The organism is Barnesiella sp. An55, from assembly GCF_002161555.1.
GTDB classification, from domain to species: Bacteria; Bacteroidota; Bacteroidia; order Bacteroidales; family Barnesiellaceae; genus Barnesiella; species Barnesiella merdipullorum.
Genome location: NZ_NFHZ01000023.1, coordinates 1 through 20,506 on the forward strand (window position 1 = coordinate 1; position 20,506 = coordinate 20,506).

Here is a 20,506-nt window from a genome sequence, read left to right on the forward strand (position 1 = left end):
GGTGATCATAGCGATTATTGTTTGTAATTCTTTGTAATTCAGTACTATAAAGATACAACAATTTTCGCTAATCACCAAATTTACAAACACTTACAATTCGTCGAACTCACGTTAAAATAGGAGTCGGTTCGGCATAGATAAACCTTGAAAACTGTGTTTTCGGTTTCCCTCTGCACTCACCTTTCACTATCTTTGTAGAAGATAGGAGTCGGTTCGGCATAGATAAACCTTGAAAACTGTGTTTTCGGTTTCCCTCTGCACTCACCTTTCACTATCTTTGCATGCCTAAAAAGTAGAAGAAGATGAAACAACTGGTCATTTTTGATTTGGATGGTACGCTGCTGAATACGATTGCCGACCTGGCCACGAGTACCAACTATGCCTTGCGTCGTTGTGGATTTCCCGAGCATCGGGTAGAGGAGTATCTCTATTTCGTGGGGAATGGAATTACCAAACTTTTTGAACGGGCTTTGCCCGAGGAGTCTCGTTCGGCCGAGAATATAGCATACATGCGCACCTTTTTCCTGGAGTATTATACCGAGCATAATACCGATCACACACGTCCCTACGACGGGATGCCGCATCTGCTCGAGGTGTTGTTGGCCCGGGGGGTAAAGATGGCGGTGGCCTCGAACAAGTATCAGGCTGGGACCGAAAAGCTCATTGCGCACTTTTTCCCCCAGATTCCGTTTGTGGCTGTACTGGGGCAGCGCGAGGGGATACCCACGAAACCGGCTCCTGATATCGTGTATGATATCTTGCAACGTGCCGGGGTAGAGAAGGACGATACTCTGTATGTGGGTGACTCGGATGTAGATATGTGTACGGCTCGGGCTGCCGGGGTAGAGTCGGCCGGGGTGACTTGGGGATTTCGTGGCCGCGACGAGTTGAGTCGGGCCGGTGCCTGCCATTTGGCCGAGACTCCCGACGACATCTGGCGGCTGTGTGGCATCGAGGCTTAGGTGTTTCGCCGAGCCCTGTACCTCTGATAAAAAAAGTAGCAATCCCGCTTCCCAGCGAAATTGCTACATAACCAAAATATATAGAATAGTTAATCGAAAAAAATAGTCTGTAATATTCACATATACATAGGGCGATTAATCAATTGTGATACAAATGTATGATGGCTTTTGGCCAATGCAAAACAGTATCGACAAAAGGCTGAAAATTGTCGCCTAACCGCCCCTTTTTCCGTCGGAATCTTTTCTGCTTTATCGACGAATTTCACTCCTTTTTCTTGGGTGTAAAAGGCAGTTTGCAACCCTGTTTGTTGAGGTAACCCTCCATGTCGTAGTCGAGAGCCATGCGGTAGTAGTCGAGTATGTGGCCACACCAGTCGTTCTCGGTGGTGGTGCCGCTGCGATGGCGGTTGTACTCCGATATGGTGTGGTCGTACTGCTCGAGGTCGGCACTCATGTCGTCGGTGCGGTAGTGGTTGTGATGAACCACGAGCGAGAGGGGTTGTTTGGGCTTCAGGTCGGGCGACTCGCGGGGAATACCCAGGGTGAGGGCACATACGACAAAGGTGCCTTGCGGCAGGTGCAGAATTTCGGCAATCTTCTCGGGGTTGGCCGTGCGGGCATATCCCACGCAGCAGCTTCCCAATCCGGCGGCCTGTGCGGCGACAACGGCATTCTGCATGGCCAGGGCGGCATCGATGATACCCACCATCACGCCGTCGAGCGTGTTTTCGAAGTGCGGGTTGTCTATCCCTTTTTTCCGGGCCAGCACGTCGATCTTGTGATAGTCGGCGCAGAACATCAGCAGCGTGGCGCAGGTCTTGATCTGTTTCTGGTTGGTGATGGCGTAGAGCTCCTCTTTAATGGCCTGGTCGTCGATGGCGATGACCGAGAACTGTTGTCCGTTATAACTGGTAGGGGTGTTGGCGATGGCCCGGTAGATGAAGTCGAGGGTCTCGGCCGGTATCTTGTCGTATTGGTAACGACGCACCGATGTGCGTTTGAGCAGGGTTTCTTCTACAGTTTTCATATGCATTTGTATTTAATGTGAAACAATTGGGTGGTGCTGTTGGTTTTCCACAGCCTGTATCTCTTTGAGCCCGGTTTGGAAATATTCGCGCTCGTAGTCATGGGGACGCAGGGTTTGGTCATTCCACACGACGATGTCGATATCGAGGGGTATCTCGCCGCTCTGTTTCGACTGGGGGGTGCGGCCGTGGCTCTGCTCCAGAGCCTTGAGGGTGTCGTAGAGTTCGGGATACCCGTCGGGGGTGCAGATGCGGGCCACGGCGTTGAGGTAGTTGGGGTGATGGGGGTTACCATAGGGTGCAGTCTCGTAGATCGAGGAGGAGTCGGTAATGATACCCATCGCCTGCAACTCGGCAAAAGCCTGTTCCATCTGCCCTTGTTTATCGGGCGTGTTTGAAGCCAAACTGATTAGTGCGGTATTCATGACACATCTTTTAAGGAGAGTTGTATGCGTTTTCGTTCGCGGTCTATCCCGATGACCCGTACCCTTACCGGCTGGTGCATGGACACAATTTCGGCGGGATTGGCTACATAGCGGTCGGCCATCTGTGAGATGTGAACCAGCCCGTTTTCCTTGATGCCGATATCGACAAAGCAGCCAAACTGAGTGATGTTGGTGACGATGCCGTTGAGTATCATGCCCTCTTGCAGATCGTCGAGGGTTTTGACTTTGGCGTCGAACTCCATCATCTCGATGTACCGACGGGGGTCTCGACCGGGTTTGTCGAGCTCGGCCATGATGTCGTTGAGGGTGGGCATGCCCACATCGCCAGCGATATATCGCTTCAGGTCGAGACCTTTTTTCAGCTCTTTGTTCTCGATGAGTTCGTCGATGGTGCAACCCAGGTCGGCGGCCATCTGTTCAACGATGGCATATCGCTCGGGGTGAACGGCCGAATTGTCGAGCGGGTTGGCTGCGTGGGGAATACGCAGGAATCCGGCCGACTGCTCAAAGGCTTTGGCTCCCATGCGGGGCACCTTGAGCAGGTCGCTGCGGCTCACGAAGTCGCCGTTGGCCTGGCGATACGCCACAATGTTTTGAGCCAGTTGGGGACCGAGCCCCGAGATATAGGTGAGCAGGTGCTTGCTGGCGGTGTTGACGTTTACTCCCACCGAGTTGACGCAATATTCGACCACGCGGTCGAGCGACCGTTTCAGTTTGGCCTGATCGACATCGTGCTGGTATTGTCCCACGCCTATCGACTTGGGGTCGATTTTCACCAGTTCGGCCAGCGGGTCGATGAGGCGTCGGCCTATTGACACGGCGCCGCGCACCGTTACGTCCTGGTCGGGGAACTCCTCGCGGGCCACCTTCGAAGCCGAGTAGATGGAGGCTCCGCTCTCGCTCACGACGAAGACCTGTATCTTGCGGTCGTAGCGCAGGTTGGTGACAAACTGTTCGGTCTCGCGCCCGGCCGTACCGTTGCCGATGGCGATAGCTTCGATTCTGTAGCTCTCGACCAGTTGGGTGAGTTTGCGGGCTGCGCCTGCATAGTCCTGCCGGGGTGGGTGGGGATAGATGGTCTCGTTGTGCAGCAGGTTGCCTTGAGCGTCGAGGCAGACCACCTTGCAGCCGGTGCGGAAACCGGGGTCGATGGCCAGTACCCGTTTCTGTCCCAGCGGGGGAGCCAGGAGCAACTGTTTTACGTTTTCGGCAAAGATGGCGATGGCTTCGTCGTCGGCCTTCGCTTTGGACGAGGCGGCAAACTCGCTCTCGATCGAGGGGCGCAGCAGCCGTTTATAGCTGTCGGTCACCGCTTGGACTACGAGGTTCGAGGCTTCGCCCTCGCCCTTGACAAAGAGTCGTTGCAGGCGGTCGATGGCCTTTTCGTCGTCGGGGGCAATCGATACGCGCAATATCCCCTCGTTTTCGCCGCGACGCACGGCCAGTATCTTGTGCGAGGCACATCTCCGCAAGGGTTCGCTCCAGGCGAAGTAGTCGCGGTATTTGTCGCCCTCTTCTTCCTTTCCCTTGACTACCTTGGCCGTGACGACTCCGCTCTGTTCAAAGGCTCGGCGCACGGTGTTGCGGGCCCGCTCGTTCTCGGCCATCCACTCGGCCATGATGTCGCACGCACCCTTAATGGCACTTTCGGTGTCGGGTACCTCGGCGTTGATAAAGCGTGCGGCGCAGGCCTCGATGCGGTCGTTGCGCTGCGACATGATGATTTTGGCCAGCGGCTCGAGTCCGCGTTCGCGGGCAATCTCGGCACGGGTTCTCCGGCGAGGTTTATAGGGGAGGTAGATATCTTCGAGTTCGGTCGCGTCCCAGCAGTTGTCGATGCGTTGTCGCAGCTCGTCGGTGAGTTTGCCCTGCTCGCCGATGGTCGAAAGAATCGATTCCTTGCGTTTGGCCAGTTCGCACAGGCGGTCGTAGCCCTCCTTGATGTGGCCTATCTGCACCTCGTCGAGCGAACCGGTGGCCTCTTTGCGGTAGCGGCTGATGAAGGGAATGGTGGCTCCCCCATCGAGCAGCTCGATGGTCTTGGCTATTTGCGGCTCGGCGATGCCCAGCGACTGGGCGAGGAGTTTGTGGAACGTCGTATTCATGAGCTTTTCTTTAGCGTGATGATGGTAATCTCGGGTCGGGCTCCTATGCGAATGGGCAGGAACACGCAGCCCATGCCCTCGTTGACATAGAGCTGGTGCTGGCTGTCGGGTGCTTTGTAGAGGCCGCTCCACTCGGGATACATGGGCTCGGCCAGCGAGTACTCAAATCCCTTCCAACCCAGTTTCAGCTGCATGGCATGGGTATGGCCCGAGAGGGTGAGGTCGATGTTGGTTTGGGGTATCACCTCGTAGCGCCAGTGCAGCGGGTTGTGCGAGAGCAGTATCTTGAAAGTCGAATCGTTCAGGGCGGGGTAGGCTTCGTGCAGACGTCCGTATTTGGGGAAGGGAGGCATGCCCCAGTTCTCGACCCCGATGAGGGCGATGCTGTCGTTGCCGCGGTGCAGCCACACCGAACGGTTGTTGAGCAGGTGCCAGCCCATGCGCCCTTCGTTGGCAATGAGTTCTTGCAGAGTTTTCTCTTTCTCGGCCGGCGATTGCCAGTGATAGTAGTCGCCGTAGTCGTGGTTGCCCAGTACCGAATAGACTCCGTCGGTAGCCGAGAGTCGCGAGAGCTGTTCCATGAAGGGGGGAAGTTCTCCGCCCTGCCGATTGACCAGGTCGCCGGTAAAGACGATGAGGTCGGGGTGGAGGCTGTCGATGTCGGCTACCCATCGGGGCAGATATCGGCCGGCCGATCCCAGGGTCTCGATATGGAGGTCGGAGAATTGCACGATGCGGTAGCCGTCGAAGGCTTCGGGCAGGCGGTCGAAGGTGATGGTGCGGTAGTTATATACCGGGTGCTGCCGGGCATAGAAGGCTCCGTATAGCATGGTTCCCACGGTATAGAGAGCCAGTGCGAGTCCTGCATAGTGTCCCCAGTTGCTCCGTTGCCTGTGCCACAGGCGGGGCAGGTAATCGAACAGGGAACAGAGGGTATAGAGCCACTTGGGCATGTAGATGAGGAAGAAGGCATAGAATATCCACATGGCCACATTGATGTCGATTGTCCCGCGGAACTTGAACTGGAAGAGCACGGCCAGGAATACGGCCACAAGCACCACGCCCGAAACGGTCCACCAAAGGGCTTTCAGCCATTTGGGCTTGTGCTGCAGATTCCGTTTGACGATATAGGCATCGGTCAGGAGTGCCAGCAGCGGGAATAGGATGAGAAGAAGAGGTAGCCGCATAGATTCTGTTTTGAGTTTGAGAAGAAAAACGATGAGCGTTTTTATGCCGAAAACCACTCATCGTTTTGTCTTATAGATTTCTTGTCAGGCTTCTTGCCCCAGAGCAATCAGTTGGTTCTTTAGCGGATTGGCATACATCAGCAGGATGCACCGTTTGAGGAATTGCTTGTCTTTCTCTTCGGTTATGTTGGGAATCTTGGCCAACTGCGAGTGGAGGTAGTTGGTAAAGGTGAGCTGCTCCTCGCTGGTGTAGCGGTCGGCAAAGCGATTCACCCCGTTGAGCAGGTCGTAGGCGATGTAGTTGCCGGGGTATATCTTGTAGCCCAGGTGGATGCCCCTGTCGATGATTCGGAGCGTCTGGGCAAGCAGTTCCGATTTCTCTTCGATGTGGCCGAGCTTGTCGAGTTCGTCGTTGATGCAGGGGGCAATCTGGAAGTGCACGCGTCCTTTATAGCCCAGCAGCCCGATTTCCATGCTGTGGAGGTCGTCTTCTTGCGTCTTCTTGAAGTCGGGGTTGTCGCGTTTGAGCAGGAACTCCTGAGCCTTGAGGTAGTCGCAGGGGTCGTATTCGTAGGAGATGGAGACGGGCACGATGTTGATCTCTTTGAGGTTGTCGATGAGAGAACCGTTGCCGGCCAGTCCCAGCATCTTGATGAGCGACTCTTGTGTGCGGTCGTCCGAGTCTTTTGAACGCCCTTCGCGTTGGGCAATCCATACCGACTCTTTCTTCTGGGTGATGGCAAAGTGAATATACCCCGACAGTTGACGAGCCGCCTCGAGCATCTGCCGCATGCCTACGTTACGCTTCACGATGAAGCTCTTGTTGAGTCGCACCAGGTCGGATATCCATTCAAAGATAAGCAGGTTGTTGCCGATGGCAATCTCGCTGGTGTCTATCCCGTGCCGGATGAGCAGCAGGTTGAGGAACGAGGCATCGAGAATGATGTCGCGATGGTTCGACATGTAGGTGTAGTTCTTGTTCTTGTCGAGCACTTCGAAGTTTCCCTCGGTGAGACTCTGGGTTGTCTTCTTGGTGAGTCCTTCGAGGAAGGCACGCATGATGAGCAGTTGAAAATCTTTCTTGTTGTCGAGCGCGAGTAGTTGTTGGCACAACTCGTCGTAGTTGACGTCGGGCAAGACATATCGTACGGCATGTTCAAATCTCGGTTCTTTGACCAAGACTTTCATCTTGTCGTGAAACTCACGGTCGTAAAACGGCCTGATATCGTCAAATTCTTTTGGGCATTCCATAACTCTTTGTTTTAAGGTATAGAACCGTCTTTTTGTTGATGGGTTGTTTTTTCTCTGTCTTAATAATCTCTCCTTATATATCTCGGTTGGCGGTGTAGTTGCGCCATTTGTCAAAAAGCTGTGTCATATCCTGGGGGATAGGCGAGTCGAAAAACATCTCTTCGCCCGTGACCGGATGCTTGAATCCGAGAGTCTTGGCGTGAAGAGCCTGTCGGGGGCAGATGTCGAAGCAGTTTTGAACAAACTGTTTATACTTCGAGAAAGTAGTCCCCTTGAGTATCTGATTCCCGCCGTAACGCTCGTCGTTGAACAGCGTGTGTCCTATATATTTCATATGTACCCTAATCTGGTGTGTACGCCCGGTTTCGAGTTTACACTCAACGATGGAAACATATCCCAGTCGTTCCAGGGTCTTGTAGTGGGTAACCGCATGTTTGCCTTGGTCTCCGTCGGGGAATACGGTCATTTGCAGGCGGTCTTTGAGGCTGCGGCCTATGTTGCCCACTATGGTGCCTTCGTCCTGCTCCATGAGCCCCCATACGAGGGCCACATATTTGCGTTGGGTAGTCTTGTGGAAAAATTGTAAACCCAGGTTGGTCTTGGCTTCGGGTGTCTTGGCGATGACCAGCAGGCCCGAGGTCTCTTTGTCGATGCGGTGGACCAGTCCCAGTCGGGGGTCGTTCACGTCGTAGTTGGGGGTGTTGCGGAAGTAGTAGGCCAAGGCATTTACCAGTGTTCCGCTGTAATTGCCGTGCCCGGGATGCACCACTAGCCCGGCCGGTTTGTTGACCACCAGCACGGCATCGTCTTCATAGACGACATCGAGTGGAATATCCTGGGGGATGATTTCAAATTCGTAGCGGGGACGATCCATGACCACCGACACGACGTCGAGCGGCTTTACCCGGTAGTTCGACTTGACGGGCTTGCCGTTGACGAGGATACAGCCGGCTTCGGCCGCTTGTTGCACTCGGTTGCGCGACGAGCTTTCGAGGCGAGCTACCAGGAACTTGTCCACCCGCAGCAGGCTCTGCCCCTTGTCGGCAACGAACCGAAAGTGCTCATACAGTTCGCGTTCGCCCTCTTCGGCAACGATTTTATCATCGGCTTCTATGTCTTCGTCGCAAAAGTTCATTCTTTTCGAAGCATCAGTTTAGTTAAACCAGCTGTCATCGGTGATGGGAGTCTCGGCGTCGGGTGTTTGCGGGAATTCTCCTTCGATATCAGAGTCGGGATAAGACTCTGATATCCCGCTGCCCACGAGCAGAGTCACTGTGCTGTTGGCCGGGATTTTATCGCCGGGTTCGATTGTTTCGCCCTGGTATTGCAGGCCGATAGCCAGGTCGGGGTATTCCGAGGGTACCTCTTGTATGCGCACATCGCTCAATCCTCGGCTCTCCAGTGTCGAGAGGGCTTGCCGCATCGACATGTCGGATACCTTGGGACAGGTAATCATGCGGGGTGAATAGGCGTTGATCGAGAGGTAAACAGTGCGTCCCGACTTTACTTTGCTGCCTGCGGCCGGAGTCTGTTCTACGATGGTGCCGGGCACAGCCTCGTCGATATAGAGCGAATCGATGATGTCATATTCGAAGCCATTGCGGTCGAGAGTGCGCAGGGCATCGGGCAGAGCCATGGCTTTCACATCGGGTACCAGCACGGCTTTTCCGTGTCGGGTATATAGTTTGAGCCCATACAGGGTAATTCCTATCAGCAGGAAAAAAACGATAACCATCTGAACTAATGTTTTGATTATCGGGTGCTTCTTGAAAAATTCTATCAATTTTCCCATAAATGCTCAGGCGTATGTTTTTTCTAAGGTTTCACAAAGATAGGGAAAATCGTTTGCAATAGGCATTAACTTAATTATTTTTATGAGAAAAAGATTTTTCTCACCGGCTCTCCTTTCTTTTTGCCGATAGCCTCGTTCGTGCTTGCGCTGCATTTCGCGAAGTGAATAAAGCAAACTATTTTAACATTTATAACTTAAATAATCTATCTCTCCTTGATTGATATGCGAGAATGAGTTACTTTTGCACGCGAATAATAGTTTCTGAATAAACTATGAAAAGAAGTAAATTGGTAGTGATTATTATCGCCGTGTTGGCTGTCGCTTTGATAGGGACGGGTGTTTTCATATATATCCAGCATAAACAGATGTCCGACTTCAAGGAGCAGGTCGAGATCGACAAGCAACGCACCGAGCTCGAGAAGGAGTATAGCGATCTGGCGGCCCAGTACGACCAGTTCGAAGGACAGCAGATGATGTTCAACAACGACTCGCTCATCGAGAAACTCGATGCCGAGAAGGTAAAAGTTCAGCGCTTGCTCGAAGAGTTGCGCACGGTCAAGAATACCAGTTCGGCCCGTATCGAGGAGTTGAAGAAAGAACTTGCCACACTGCGAGGTATCATGCGTCACTATGTGATGCAAATCGATTCGCTCAATGCTGCCAACAAGCAGCTGCGTGAAGAGAATGCCCAGGTGACCCGCCGCTATCGCGAAGTGTCGGAGACGGCCAATCAACTGAAACAGGAACGTGAAGAGCTTACCGAGAAGGTGACCCTGGCCTCGAAACTCGATGCTGTGGGTATTGTGGTAACTCCCATTGATTCGCGGGGCAAGGTGGCCAAGCGCATCAAGAAGACCGACAAAATAAAGATTAGCTTCTCTATCGCCAAGAATGTAACGGCCGAGGTGGGCGAGAAATATATCTATGCCCGCATTGTGAAACCCGATGGCGATGTGCTGGTTAAAGACCGCGCCGATGTATTCCCCTTTGAAAATCGCGAGATCAACTTCTCGTGCCGCCGACTCATCGAGTTTACGGGCGACGAGTTGAACGATGTGACCATGTATTGGGCCGTCGAGGAGTTCCTCTATTCCGGTGAATATCGCGTCGATATCTTTGCCGACAACTACAAGATAGGCTCTCGCTCCTTCACCTTGAAAGAGTGAGACGACGCAGGCCCTGTGAGACTCATGGCTCCTTTGCAGACCGGAGTATTAAAAAACGGTAAAAAGAGAAAACAAAGACCTCAAATGTTTGTTTAATGCTAAACTCGGCGTATTTTTGCGGGACAATGCCGAGGGCATTATTTTTTTAAGATATAAAATTGTTTAGGCAACTATAAGCATGGCAAGTATTGGCCCTGCAACGTAAAAGGTAAAAAGATATGAGAATGAACCGACACTTACTGGCGGGAAGAGTCTTGGTCGCCCTCTTTCTGCTCTCGTTCTTAACCGTTTCGGCACAGCAACCCGTATCGCTCGATTCGTGTCGCCGCATGGCTTTGAAGAACAACAAGCAATTGCGCATTGCCGAAGAGAAAGTCAAGGGCGCGGGTTATACCAAGAAGTCGGCCCGGGGAGCCTATTTCCCGGGGATAGACTTTACCGGCACCTATATGTATAACCAGAAATCCATCTCGCTGTTGGAAGAGGACCAATACCTGCCCACCAAGAGTTTCGACCTGGCCACCCAAGAATATAAGTATAACATAGTAACCAACCCCATGACGGGCGAGCCCATCCTGAACAACGGGCAGCCCATTCCCCAAACCGTGGCGCTCATCCCCAAAGAGGCCTTCGAGTTCGACGTGCACAATGTCTATGCCGGGTTGGTCACTTTGACGCAACCCATCTTCATGGGAGGCAAAATCAAGGCCCTCAACGATATTGCCAGCTATGCCGAGAAGTTGGCCGTCTCGCAGCGCAACACGGCCGAGAAGGAGATTGTCTATCAAACCGACGAGGCCTATTGGCAGGTGGTGTCGCTCGTTCATAAAAAGAAGTTGGCCGAGAGTTATACCGCTCTGCTCGATACCCTTAACCGCCATGTGCAGGATATGATCGAGGAGGGGGTAGCCACCCAGTCCGACGGGCTCACGGTAGCCGTGCGACTCAACGCCGCGCAGATAACCCTGGCCAAGGTCGATAACGGTCTGGCACTGTCGCGTATGGCCCTGGCTCAGATTTGCGGGTTGCCCGTAAATTCGGTCTTTACCCTCGAAGACGAATCGCTGGATAGGGTCGAGCCGCAGGAACAACCGCTCGCCTACAATATGGAAGAGGTGTTTAAGAACCGCAACGAGGTGCTCAGCCTCGATTATGCGGCCAAGATTTATGAGAAGAAAAAGAACCTGGCCCTCTCCGACATGTTGCCCAAGTTGGCTCTGGTAGGTACCTATTCGTTTACCAACCCCAATGCCTTCAACGGTTTCAAAAACGAGTTCGACGGCATGTTCAGCGTGGGGGTCATGCTCAATATTCCTATCCTGCACTGGGGGCAGAACTTCAACAAGATAAAGGCAGCCAAGAGTGAGGCCGTGGTAGCCAAACTGCAACTGGCCGACACGAAAGAGAAAATCGAGCTGCAAGTCAATCAGGCCGCTTTCAAAGCCTCTGAGGCTTATCGCACCTACCGCATGGCCGTGAAGAATCTCGAGAAGGCCGACGAAAACCTGCGCAATGCCCAGGTGGGGTTTGAAGAGGGCGTGCTCACCACGACCAACGTGCTCGAGGCTCAGACTGCCTGGCTCGAGGCCCAGTCGGAGAAAATCGATGCCGAAATCGATACCCGCCTCTGCGAGGTATATCTGGCTAAAGCCTTGGGAACCATGAGATATTGAAAAAAGAGAAAATAAAAAAATAGCAAAACAAGATTTACGATGGAAAATCTAAGAGAAAAGAAAGAGCATAGTCTGGTCGTTGGACTCATTGCTTTGATTGTCATTATCGTTGTTTTGGCCTTGATAGGACTGTTCCTGCTCAAACCCGAGCCCCAGATTATTCAGGGACAGGCCGAGGCGACCCAAGTACGGGTCTCGGGTAAACTGCCGGGACGAGTGGTCGAGTTTATGGTCGAAGAGGGGCAACACGTGCAGGCCGGCGATACACTGGTACACATACATTCGTCGCTTGTCGAAGCCAAGCTCTCCCAGGCTGAGGCCATGGAGTCGGTGGCACAAGCCCAGAACAAGAAGGTCGATAAGGGTACCCGCATCGAGATGCTCAACTCGGCTTACGATATGTGGCAGCAGGCTCAGGCCGGTCTTACCATAGCCAAGAAGACCTACGACCGCATGGAGTCGCTTTATAAGAAGGGTGTCATCTCGGCACAGAAACGCGACGAGGCCGAGGCCTCTTACAAGGCCATGGTGGCTACCGAGAGTGCTGCCCGTTCGCAATACGAGATGGCCAAGGCCGGAGCTCAGGCCGAAGACAAGGCTGCCGCCGCTGCCATGGTGGCTGCTGCCCGGGGTAGTGTGGCCGAGGTTGAGTCGATACTCGACGACTCGTATCTGACGGCTCCTACCGACGGCGAAATCTCCGACATATTCCCCAACGTGGGCGAGCTGGTGAGCCTGGGTGCACCCATCATGAATGTGTTGAAACTCGACGACATGTGGGTATCGTTCAACGTGCGTGAAGATTTGCTGGCCGACCTGACCATGGGCGCCGAAGTGCGTGCCGTGATTCCGGCTCTCGACAACAAGGAGGTTACCCTCAAGGTATTCTATATACGCGATATGGGTTCCTATGCCGTGTGGCGCGCCACCAAGGTAACCGGGCAATACGACGCCAAGACCTTCGAGGTGAAGGCACGTCCCGTGGAGCCGGTCGAAAACCTGCGTCCCGGCATGTCGGTTCTGTTGAAACGCGATAAGTAAGCCGGCCTGTTGTCTATACGTTTAACATCGGGAGATTCGATATGACAGAACAAAAGGAAAATACTACAGGCTTGTGGGCGAGTATCGTCAGGGAGATGCGGCAACTCGTGTCGCGTCCTGCCTATGTGCTGTGCATGGTGGTGGCTCCCCTGTTTTGCTGCCTCTTCATGTTCTCCTTGATGCACGAGGGGTTGCCCCACAAGATACCGGTAGCTATTGTCGATCAAGATCACTCCTCTTCGTCGCAAGACTTTACCCAGCAGTTGGGAGCGTTGGAGTCGGTCGATGTGCGGTACAAACTCAACAGCTTTACCGAGGCCCGTGAGCTCATGCAGTCGGGCGACATCTTTGGCTTCCTCATGATTCCCGAGGGTTTCGAGGCCAAGGCCACAGCCGGCCGTCAGCCCGAAATCTCGTTCTATACCAACAATGCCTACTACATTCCCGCCTCGTTGCTCTACAAGAGTTTCAAGACCATGTCGGTATTGGCTTCGGGAGCCGTGGTGCGGCAGGTGCTGCTTGCCACCGGGGTCGAGGAGTCGCAGATTATGGCCAAGTTGCAGCCCATCGCCTCTGATATGCATGCGCTGGGCAACCCGTGGATAAGCTACTCGGTCTATCTCAACAACTCGTTCCTGCCCGGTTTGCTGCAGCTCATGATTCTGCTGGTAACGGTCTTCAGCATCGGTTCCGAAATCAAGCACGCCACCGCGCGTGAATGGTTGCGCACGGCCGACGACTCGATAATCGTCGCCATTACCGGGAAGCTCGTGCCTCAAACCATCATCTTTTTTGCCGTGGGGCTCTTCTATGTGGCCATGCTTTATGGCTATCTGCACTTCCCCATGCAAGGGAATATCTGGCACATGATTGCGGCCATGTTTCTGCTGGTGGTATCGACCCAGAGTTTCGCTGTAATCATCATGAGCATAGCCCCTTCGTTGCGCATCGGGTTGAGTGCCGCCGGGCTGGTGGGAGTCTTGTCGCTCTCCATTGCCGGCTTCTCGTTCCCGGTACCGGCCATGTACCTGCCCTTCCAGGCCATGTCGTATGTGTTGCCGGTGCGGCACTATTTCTTGATTTATGTCGATCAGGCGCTCAACGGCATACCGCTCTATTACTCGCGCTGGCACTATGTGGCACTCATCCTGTTTGCCGTGGCATCGACTCCGTTGTTGCCCCGACTCAAAAAAGCCCTCATGCGGCAGATATATGTGCCCTGATGTAAAAAAACGATTGTTATGAAATTGTTTCATTCCATAAAAATAGGATTGGCCGACATCTATTACATTTGGCGGCGGGAGTATCGTGCCGTTTTCCAGGATTTCGGGGTAATCCTTTTCTTCTTCGCATTGCCGTTTGTCTATCCCATTGTCTATGCCGCGGTCTATAATCCCGAGGTGGTGCGCGAGGTGCCCATGGTGGTGGTCGATAACGCCCGCACTCCCTTGAGCCGGGAGCTGGCCCGTGAGATGGATGCCACGCCGCATGCCCACATCGTGTCGTATTGTGCCAATATGGACGAGGCCAAGCGCATGATGCACGAGAAGAACTGCTACGGTATCTTGTTTATCCCGAGCGATTTCAGTCAGAAGATCGAGCGGGGCGAGCAGAGTGTCGTGTCGTTCTACTCCGACATGAGTATTCTGCTCAATTACAAAGGTTTTCTCATTGCCTTGACCGATGTGACCCTGAATCTGGGAGGACAGTTGCAGACCGAGTCGCTGGGCGGGGCTACCCAGGAGCAGATCAACGTAGCTGCACAGCCCATTCCCTATGTGTCGGTCAATCTCTACAACCCCGAGTCGGGTCTGGCTTCGTTCCTGTTGCCTGCCATTCTGATACTTATTCTGCAACAGAGCCTTATCCTGGGTATAGGTATGTTGGCCGGTGGCATTTATGAGCATCATCGGTTACACCTCTTTTACAGCGGCCGCGAGCACATGCACAACAACGTGTTGCACCTGGTTATCGGTAAGGCTTTGTGCTACTTCAGTCTGTATGTCTTGTGTACGGCCTACATCCTGCACTTCATTCCCTGGCTGTTCAAGTTCCCGCAGATAGGCAGTCAGGTCGAGATCTACTCGTTTGCCGTGCCTTTCCTGCTGGCCTCGATATTCTTTGGCATGACCCTCTCGGTCTTTGTGCGGGAGCGCGAGAGCTCTTTCCTGCTCTTTGTCTTTACCTCGGTCATCTTCCTCTTTATCTCGGGTATCACCTGGCCGCGATATGCCATGCCCGAGTATTGGCAATGGCTGGGAGCCATCATTCCATCGACGTGGGGTATCGAAGGCTTTGTGCGCATGAATACGGCCGGAGCCGGTATTTACGATGTGCGTCATGCCTACACGATGCTGTGGATACTCACCGGAGTCTATTTCGTTACTACCTGTCTGGTCTATCGGTACCAGATATGGAAAGACAAGAAGCGGGGCCATTCGGGTGTACTCGAATCGGAATAACTCGCTTGGCGAAAGTAATCTTATCACGGCAGGCCGACCTCTACAAAAGAGGTCGGCCTGCTCGTTTTTTTTGTAAAAGTGAACGATTCTTAAGGGGGATTTGATAAATTATTATTATCTTTATCGCCCTTTTCTAAAATTTGAAAACCTAAATAATAGATTATGAATCGTATTTCACACACTCGTTTCGGGCTTGTCATGGCTGCTTGCCTATTTTCGCTCTCGTTGTGGGCTGAGATTCCTGCCGGATATTACGACGATGCCATCGGGAAGAGCGGAGAAGCCTTGCAGAAAAGTTTGTCGGTCATCTTAAATAATGCAGATAATGTTGGTTACGATGGCTTGTGGGAAGTTTACAAAACGACCGACCGCCGGCCCGACGGAAAGGTGTGGGATATGTATTCCGATGTAACCGATTTTACTTTTGGAACTGATAAGTGTGGAAATTATAAAAATGAAGGCGATTGTTACAACCGGGAGCATTCGGTGCCTAAAAGTTGGTTCAACGATGCGTCGCCCATGTATTCCGATGCCTGGCATATCTATCCTACCGATGGCAAGATAAACAGCTATCGCAGCAATAACCCCTTTGGCGAGGTAGGTTCGGATGCTTCGAGTTCAAAAAACGGATTTTCCAAATGGGGCAAGTCGGTCACTCCCGGTTACTCTGGCACCGTTTTCGAACCCAATGATGAATATAAAGGCGATTTTGCCCGCACCTATTTCTATTTTGCCACCCGTTATCTTGATCGTATTGACAACTGGGGCGGCATCTTCGTGTCGGCCTATCCGCATATCGTTCAGTGGCAGCTCGACATGTTGCTCCGCTGGAACGAGATGGACCCCGTAAGCCAGAAAGAGATCGACCGTAACGATGCGGTACAGAAAGAGCAGGGCAACCGCAACCCCTTTATCGACTACCCCGAACTGGTCGATTTGATTTTTGGCGACCGCCGCAATGTACCGTTCTCGCCTGTGGGTGAAGATTCGCCCTATATCGAGACTCCCCAAAGCGGCTCGACTCTTGATTTGGGCACCGCCTCGGTCAATGTATCCGAGCCGGTCACGATGCAGTTGCAAGTGAAGGGACACAATCTCGAGGGCGATATTTCGCTCGAGATTGGTGGCACCGATAGCGAGTGCTTTGCGGTTACTCCCCGCACCCTCACGGCCGACGCCGTGAACAACGGAGCCATGATCGAGCTCTCTTACCGCTCGACACTGGTAGGTTCGCATCGGGCTACACTCGATATCACCGGTGGTGGAATGGCTTCGCCGGTAGTTGTCAACCTCACCGGAAAGGCTATCGACGATTTTGTGGCTCTGCCGGCCAGGGATATTGCGAAGAACTCGTTTGTGGCCGCCTGGACTCCCAAGTCGGGAGCTACCGACTATGAGCTGAATGTGTGGTACGACGACTATTCGTCGAGTGCTCCCGAACGCGAATTGCTCAACGTGGTATTCTCGTCGAAACCCACTACTTGGACATACGAAGGATATGTAGAATATGAAACAAATGCAGGAGCTATACGCTTGGGATCGGGTAGTAAAGAAGGTTCTGCTACTTCACCGACCATCGACCTCTCGAGTGGCGATGCTTCGATAACGGTGGTTGCCGAGCCTTATAAAGACGACCAGTCGGTACTCTATGTCTCGGTCGATGGCGAAGAGATCAAGCAGATTGCTCTCGACGGTACTACTACCACGACTATCCCCGTGACAAAGGGAACGACCGCTTCGACCATCACTTTCATGGCCAAGAAAGACCATCGGGCCTATCTGCACAGTGTGGTAGTGAAGAGTGGGGGAGGATTCGTCCCTGTTACTCTCGACGGCTATCCCCGTCGCGTAGGCAATGTGACCGAATATGAGGTTGACAACTTGTCGCCGGCCGTGCAGTATCACTACACCGTCACCCCCTATGTAGGCGAGACGGCACAGACGGTATCCAACACGGTGTCGGTTTCTACCTGGTCGTCGGCAATCGACGAGGTAGCCAGCGATCATATCCTCGTTTACACGTCGGGTACGACCCTGCACATACTCAATGCGCCCATGAACGCCGTGGCTCAGTGGTACACGATGGACGGCCGTCTGTGTGGCTCGCGGGTACTGCACGACGAGGAGGCCGAATGGGAGTTGCCCGAGGGGCTCTATATCGTGCGCATTGTATCCCGTTCGATGCAGACTACGGTGCGGGTATGCAGCTCTCGATAAATCCGGGAGCTGTGGACTCTGGTTCACAGGATATATTACTTGGTCTTAATCTTGAAAAATATGAAAAATAACAAGTTTCTTCCTATAGTTTTAACGGTAATGGTCATCGTCTCCCTCGGGTTTCGCCTGGGGGCGACGATTCCTGCCGGTTATTATTATGCCGCCGACGGCAAGAGTGGGGCCGAGTTGAAAACGGCTTTGCATCAGATTGTAAGTGCCATGCACACCCTCGGCTATGGCAGTGGCGAGGGAGCCACATGGGAGGGATTCTCGCGCACCGATCGTCTCGACGACGGCAGTGTGTGGGATCGTTACTCCTCCGAGGTGCGCTATTTCGATGGCTACAAAGCAGTCGAAGGTATGCACATCGAGCACTCCTTCCCCAAGAGCTGGTGGGGTGCCTACGAGAATAACGCCTATCGCGACCTGCACCACCTCTATCCGGCCGACGGTTCGGCCAATTCGTCGAAAAACAATCTGCCGTTGGGCGAGGTCACGGGCACGCCCGGCTTCGACAACGGAGTCTCCAAGATTGGAGTCAATGGCTTTGGTACGGATTATGCCGATCGTTGTTTCGAACCGGCCGATGAATACAAGGGCGATTTTGCCCGTGCCTATTTCTATGTAGTCACGGCTTATGAAAATCTCTACGATTACTGGCAATCGCCCATGCTCGACAACAACACCTATCCGGTGTGGAAAACCTGGGCTCTCGACCTGTTGCTCAAGTGGCATCGGCAAGACCCGCCAAGCGAGCGCGAAATGGCCCGCAACGATTCGGTCTATACCATACAGGGCAACCGCAACCCCTATATCGATTATCCCGATTTGGTAGAGTATGTGTGGGGCAATCACCACGACGAGACCTACACCTTCCCCGAGGAGACTGCACCCTTCCTGGCATTGCCCCGGTATGGACAGTCCATCGACATGGGTGTCGCCTTGGCTGGCGACTCTCGCACGGCCCAACTCGAAATCTTGGGCGACAACCTCGACTCGCCGCTCTCGTTCACGTGGGCACAAGGCGACCGGTTTACCCTATCGGCTACGACAATTACCCCGCAACAGGTGAGCGACGGCTATATGCTTACAATTGCCTGCAACAATCCTTCGCAAGGCAACTATCGCGACACTTTGACCATTGCGGGCGGAGGTCTCGAGCGGCAATATCGCATCCCTGTACAGCTCACGGTCGTGCCTTCGTTCATCGTCACCTCGGCTACCGATGTAACAGCCGCCGAGGCCACGGTGCACTGGATTAACTATCCTTCGGCTACCGACTATCGGGTATCGCTTTGGCGAGGCAATACGGTAGCCGGCGATCTCATCATCTCGGCCTATGTCGAGGGGTCGAGCTACAACAAGGCCATCGAGATTTATAATGGTACGGGAGCTCCGGTCGATCTCTCGGTCTATAGTTTGTGTATTTCGACCAACGGTGGAGGCAATTTCTACAACGACACTCCGTTGGGCAGTGCCGTGTTGCCAAACGGTAGCAGCTATCTGCTCTTGAACGGACAATCGACCGATGAAACCCTCAAGGCTAAGGCTTCGCTGATTCTCCCCGGAGGGGAGGACTCTCCTCTCAATTTCAACGGTAACGATGCCGTAGCCCTTTGCCGCAACGGAGTCATCATCGATGTGGTGGGCCGTGCCGACGAAATAGCTTATTGGGGACAAGACCAAACCCTCTACCGCCAGCCTTGGGTTACACACCCCTCGGCCCTATATGATGCGGCAGAATGGACCTCGGCACCCAAAGACGATTTCTCTCGATTGGGCAGTTTTGCTATGCAGTTCGATCAGGAGAGTGACTACATATACAATAGTGAGTCGGCCGGTCTCGCCCAGGAATACCGCTTTACCGGGTTGCGTCCGTTGACCCGTTACTCCTATCGGGTCGATGCCGTCACCCCTGTCGGTACGGTTGCCGCGGCATACAGCATGCAGTTTACGACCGATTCGCTCGAGACACCCCAACTGCTCGATGCCTCCGAGATAACCGATACCTCTTTCCGGGTCAATTGGGAAGAGGTGCCCGATGCCGATGGCTACGAAGTGCTCTGCTTTACCCAGTCGGGTGAGCAGCACACCGTGACCGAAGGCTTCGACGGTGTGGGTTCAAACGGTAAGCCTTTGCCCGATGGCTGGGACGGAACGGCCAGTGGCAACTACACCTCGGCCACAAGCAGTGGCGAATCGGCCCCTTCGGTCGCTTTGAAAAAAACAGGCGAATACCTCCGTACCCCCAGCTATCCTCAGGGAATCGTCACCTTCTCGTTCATGTACCGTTTCGCCTCGTCGGGCACCGGTTCTTATGTGGTGGTCGAGAAAGAGGTAGGGGGCAACTGGAGCCCCGTCGATACGTTGCGCTATGTCAATACCTCCAAAAACTATCCCAGCTATACCTTCGAAGTGGACGAGCAGGTTACGGCTATGAAGATAACCTATGCCAATAAAGCCACCGGCAATGTGGCAATCGACGATGTAACCATCGTGTATGGCGACTATACCAACAACGTCCATTCGCAAGAGCGGGTAGGGCAGGTCTCCTCGGCACTTGTCGAGGGCCTTTCGCCGTTGACCCAGTATCGTTATCAAGTGCGGGCCCTTTGCGACGATGCCGTTTCGCTTTGGTCTCCCGTTCAGTCGGTAATGACCGCCGAGTTCTCGGCACTTCCGCAACTCGACGCCACGGCTCTGTCGGTCTATGCCTCCGAGGGTCACATTCTCATCACCGGACTATCGGGCAAGGGACAAGTCTCGGTTTATAATCTGTCGGGACAAATGCTCTTTTCCGAACCCGTCGCAGGGCGTAACGAAATAAGTATCGAGGCCTGTCGAGGTATTTATCTGGTAAATGTGGTTACCGATACTCGGGTTCTTCGAAAAAAAATGAGGTTGTAAAACACAGAGGACTAAAGGCTTTGTGTCGAGGCTGAAAATTTTTTGAAAAAAAGTTGGTAAAAAATTTGGAGCGAAAGGGGTAAAGGGTGTACCTTTGCATCACTTTCGCCGCTGGAAAGGGGCCACGAAGCCTCGGGAAAGCGAGGGAGATAAAGTTCATTGACAAGACTGAAAAGAAGCAAGTGTAGTACAAGAGAAAGAGAGAACGAAGTCAATTCGGCCGGGAGATCTTCGAAGGTATGAAAATAAATAAACAAGATATACAACGAAGA

General features: G+C 53.3%; 15 protein-coding genes. 8 read left to right on the forward strand and 7 right to left on the reverse strand.

Features of this window, described 5'->3' with window-relative positions; genetic code table 11:
- Nucleotides 1–302 precede the first annotated feature (302 nt).
- Nucleotides 303–962, forward strand: coding sequence for an HAD family hydrolase (locus B5G10_RS11885; protein WP_087424948.1), 660 nt, complete (start codon nt 303–305; stop codon nt 960–962).
- Nucleotides 963–1,224: 262 nt separating this feature from the next.
- Here B5G10_RS11885 and B5G10_RS11890 read toward each other — a convergent pair whose 3' ends face one another.
- From B5G10_RS11890 to B5G10_RS11920, 7 genes are all read right to left on the reverse strand, one after another.
- On the reverse strand, nt 1,225–1,989 hold the full coding sequence (locus tag B5G10_RS11890; protein ID WP_087424962.1) for a nitroreductase family protein: 765 nt from the start codon (nt 1,987–1,989) through the stop codon (nt 1,225–1,227).
- Nucleotides 1,990–2,001: 12 nt separating this feature from the next.
- Nucleotides 2,002–2,412: a 2-amino-4-hydroxy-6-hydroxymethyldihydropteridine diphosphokinase gene (folK, locus tag B5G10_RS11895; RefSeq protein ID WP_087424949.1), complete on the reverse strand. Its 411-nt coding sequence runs from the start codon at nt 2,410–2,412 to the stop codon at nt 2,002–2,004.
- Nucleotides 2,409–4,538: a Tex family protein gene (locus B5G10_RS11900; protein WP_087424950.1), complete on the reverse strand. Its 2,130-nt coding sequence runs from the start codon at nt 4,536–4,538 to the stop codon at nt 2,409–2,411. Before B5G10_RS11900 ends, folK begins: the two co-directional genes overlap by 4 nt.
- Entirely contained in the window at nt 4,535–5,725 is a 1,191-nt protein-coding gene (locus B5G10_RS11905; protein WP_087424951.1) for a metallophosphoesterase, read from the reverse strand. Before B5G10_RS11905 ends, B5G10_RS11900 begins: the two co-directional genes overlap by 4 nt.
- An 84-nt stretch (nt 5,726–5,809) precedes the next feature.
- Nucleotides 5,810–6,976, reverse strand: coding sequence for a 1-acyl-sn-glycerol-3-phosphate acyltransferase (locus B5G10_RS11910; RefSeq protein WP_087424952.1), 1,167 nt, complete (start codon nt 6,974–6,976; stop codon nt 5,810–5,812).
- A 73-nt stretch (nt 6,977–7,049) separates the two neighbouring features.
- Nucleotides 7,050–8,111, reverse strand: coding sequence for an RluA family pseudouridine synthase (locus tag B5G10_RS11915; RefSeq protein ID WP_087424953.1), 1,062 nt, complete (start codon nt 8,109–8,111; stop codon nt 7,050–7,052).
- A gap of 18 nt (nt 8,112–8,129) precedes the next feature.
- Nucleotides 8,130–8,711: a PASTA domain-containing protein gene (locus tag B5G10_RS11920; protein WP_158098824.1), complete on the reverse strand. Its 582-nt coding sequence runs from the start codon at nt 8,709–8,711 to the stop codon at nt 8,130–8,132.
- A 329-nt stretch (nt 8,712–9,040) separates the two neighbouring features.
- Between B5G10_RS11920 and B5G10_RS11925 the strand changes: the two genes are divergently transcribed.
- From B5G10_RS11925 to B5G10_RS11955, 7 genes are all read left to right on the forward strand, one after another.
- On the forward strand, nt 9,041–9,934 hold the full coding sequence (locus B5G10_RS11925; protein ID WP_087424955.1) for a hypothetical protein: 894 nt from the start codon (nt 9,041–9,043) through the stop codon (nt 9,932–9,934).
- A gap of 218 nt (nt 9,935–10,152) precedes the next feature.
- On the forward strand, nt 10,153–11,607 hold the full coding sequence (locus tag B5G10_RS11930) for a TolC family protein (RefSeq protein ID WP_087424956.1): 1,455 nt from the start codon (nt 10,153–10,155) through the stop codon (nt 11,605–11,607).
- A gap of 39 nt (nt 11,608–11,646) precedes the next feature.
- Nucleotides 11,647–12,648, forward strand: a complete 1,002-nt coding sequence (locus tag B5G10_RS11935; protein WP_087424957.1) for an efflux RND transporter periplasmic adaptor subunit — start codon at nt 11,647–11,649, stop codon at nt 12,646–12,648.
- Nucleotides 12,649–12,689: 41 nt separating this feature from the next.
- Complete coding sequence (locus B5G10_RS11940) at nt 12,690–13,871, forward strand: ABC transporter permease (protein WP_087424958.1); 1,182 nt, start codon at nt 12,690–12,692, stop codon at nt 13,869–13,871.
- Nucleotides 13,872–13,889: 18 nt separating this feature from the next.
- Nucleotides 13,890–15,110 carry an ABC transporter permease gene (locus B5G10_RS11945; protein ID WP_087424959.1) on the forward strand — a complete coding sequence of 407 codons (1,221 nt, stop codon included), beginning with the start codon at nt 13,890–13,892 and terminating at the stop codon, nt 15,108–15,110.
- Between the two features lie 162 nt (nt 15,111–15,272).
- Nucleotides 15,273–17,327, forward strand: a complete 2,055-nt coding sequence (locus tag B5G10_RS11950; protein ID WP_087424960.1) for an endonuclease — start codon at nt 15,273–15,275, stop codon at nt 17,325–17,327.
- Nucleotides 17,328–17,387: 60 nt separating this feature from the next.
- Complete coding sequence (locus tag B5G10_RS11955; RefSeq protein ID WP_087424961.1) at nt 17,388–20,234, forward strand: endonuclease; 2,847 nt, start codon at nt 17,388–17,390, stop codon at nt 20,232–20,234.
- Nucleotides 20,235–20,506 lie beyond the last annotated feature (272 nt).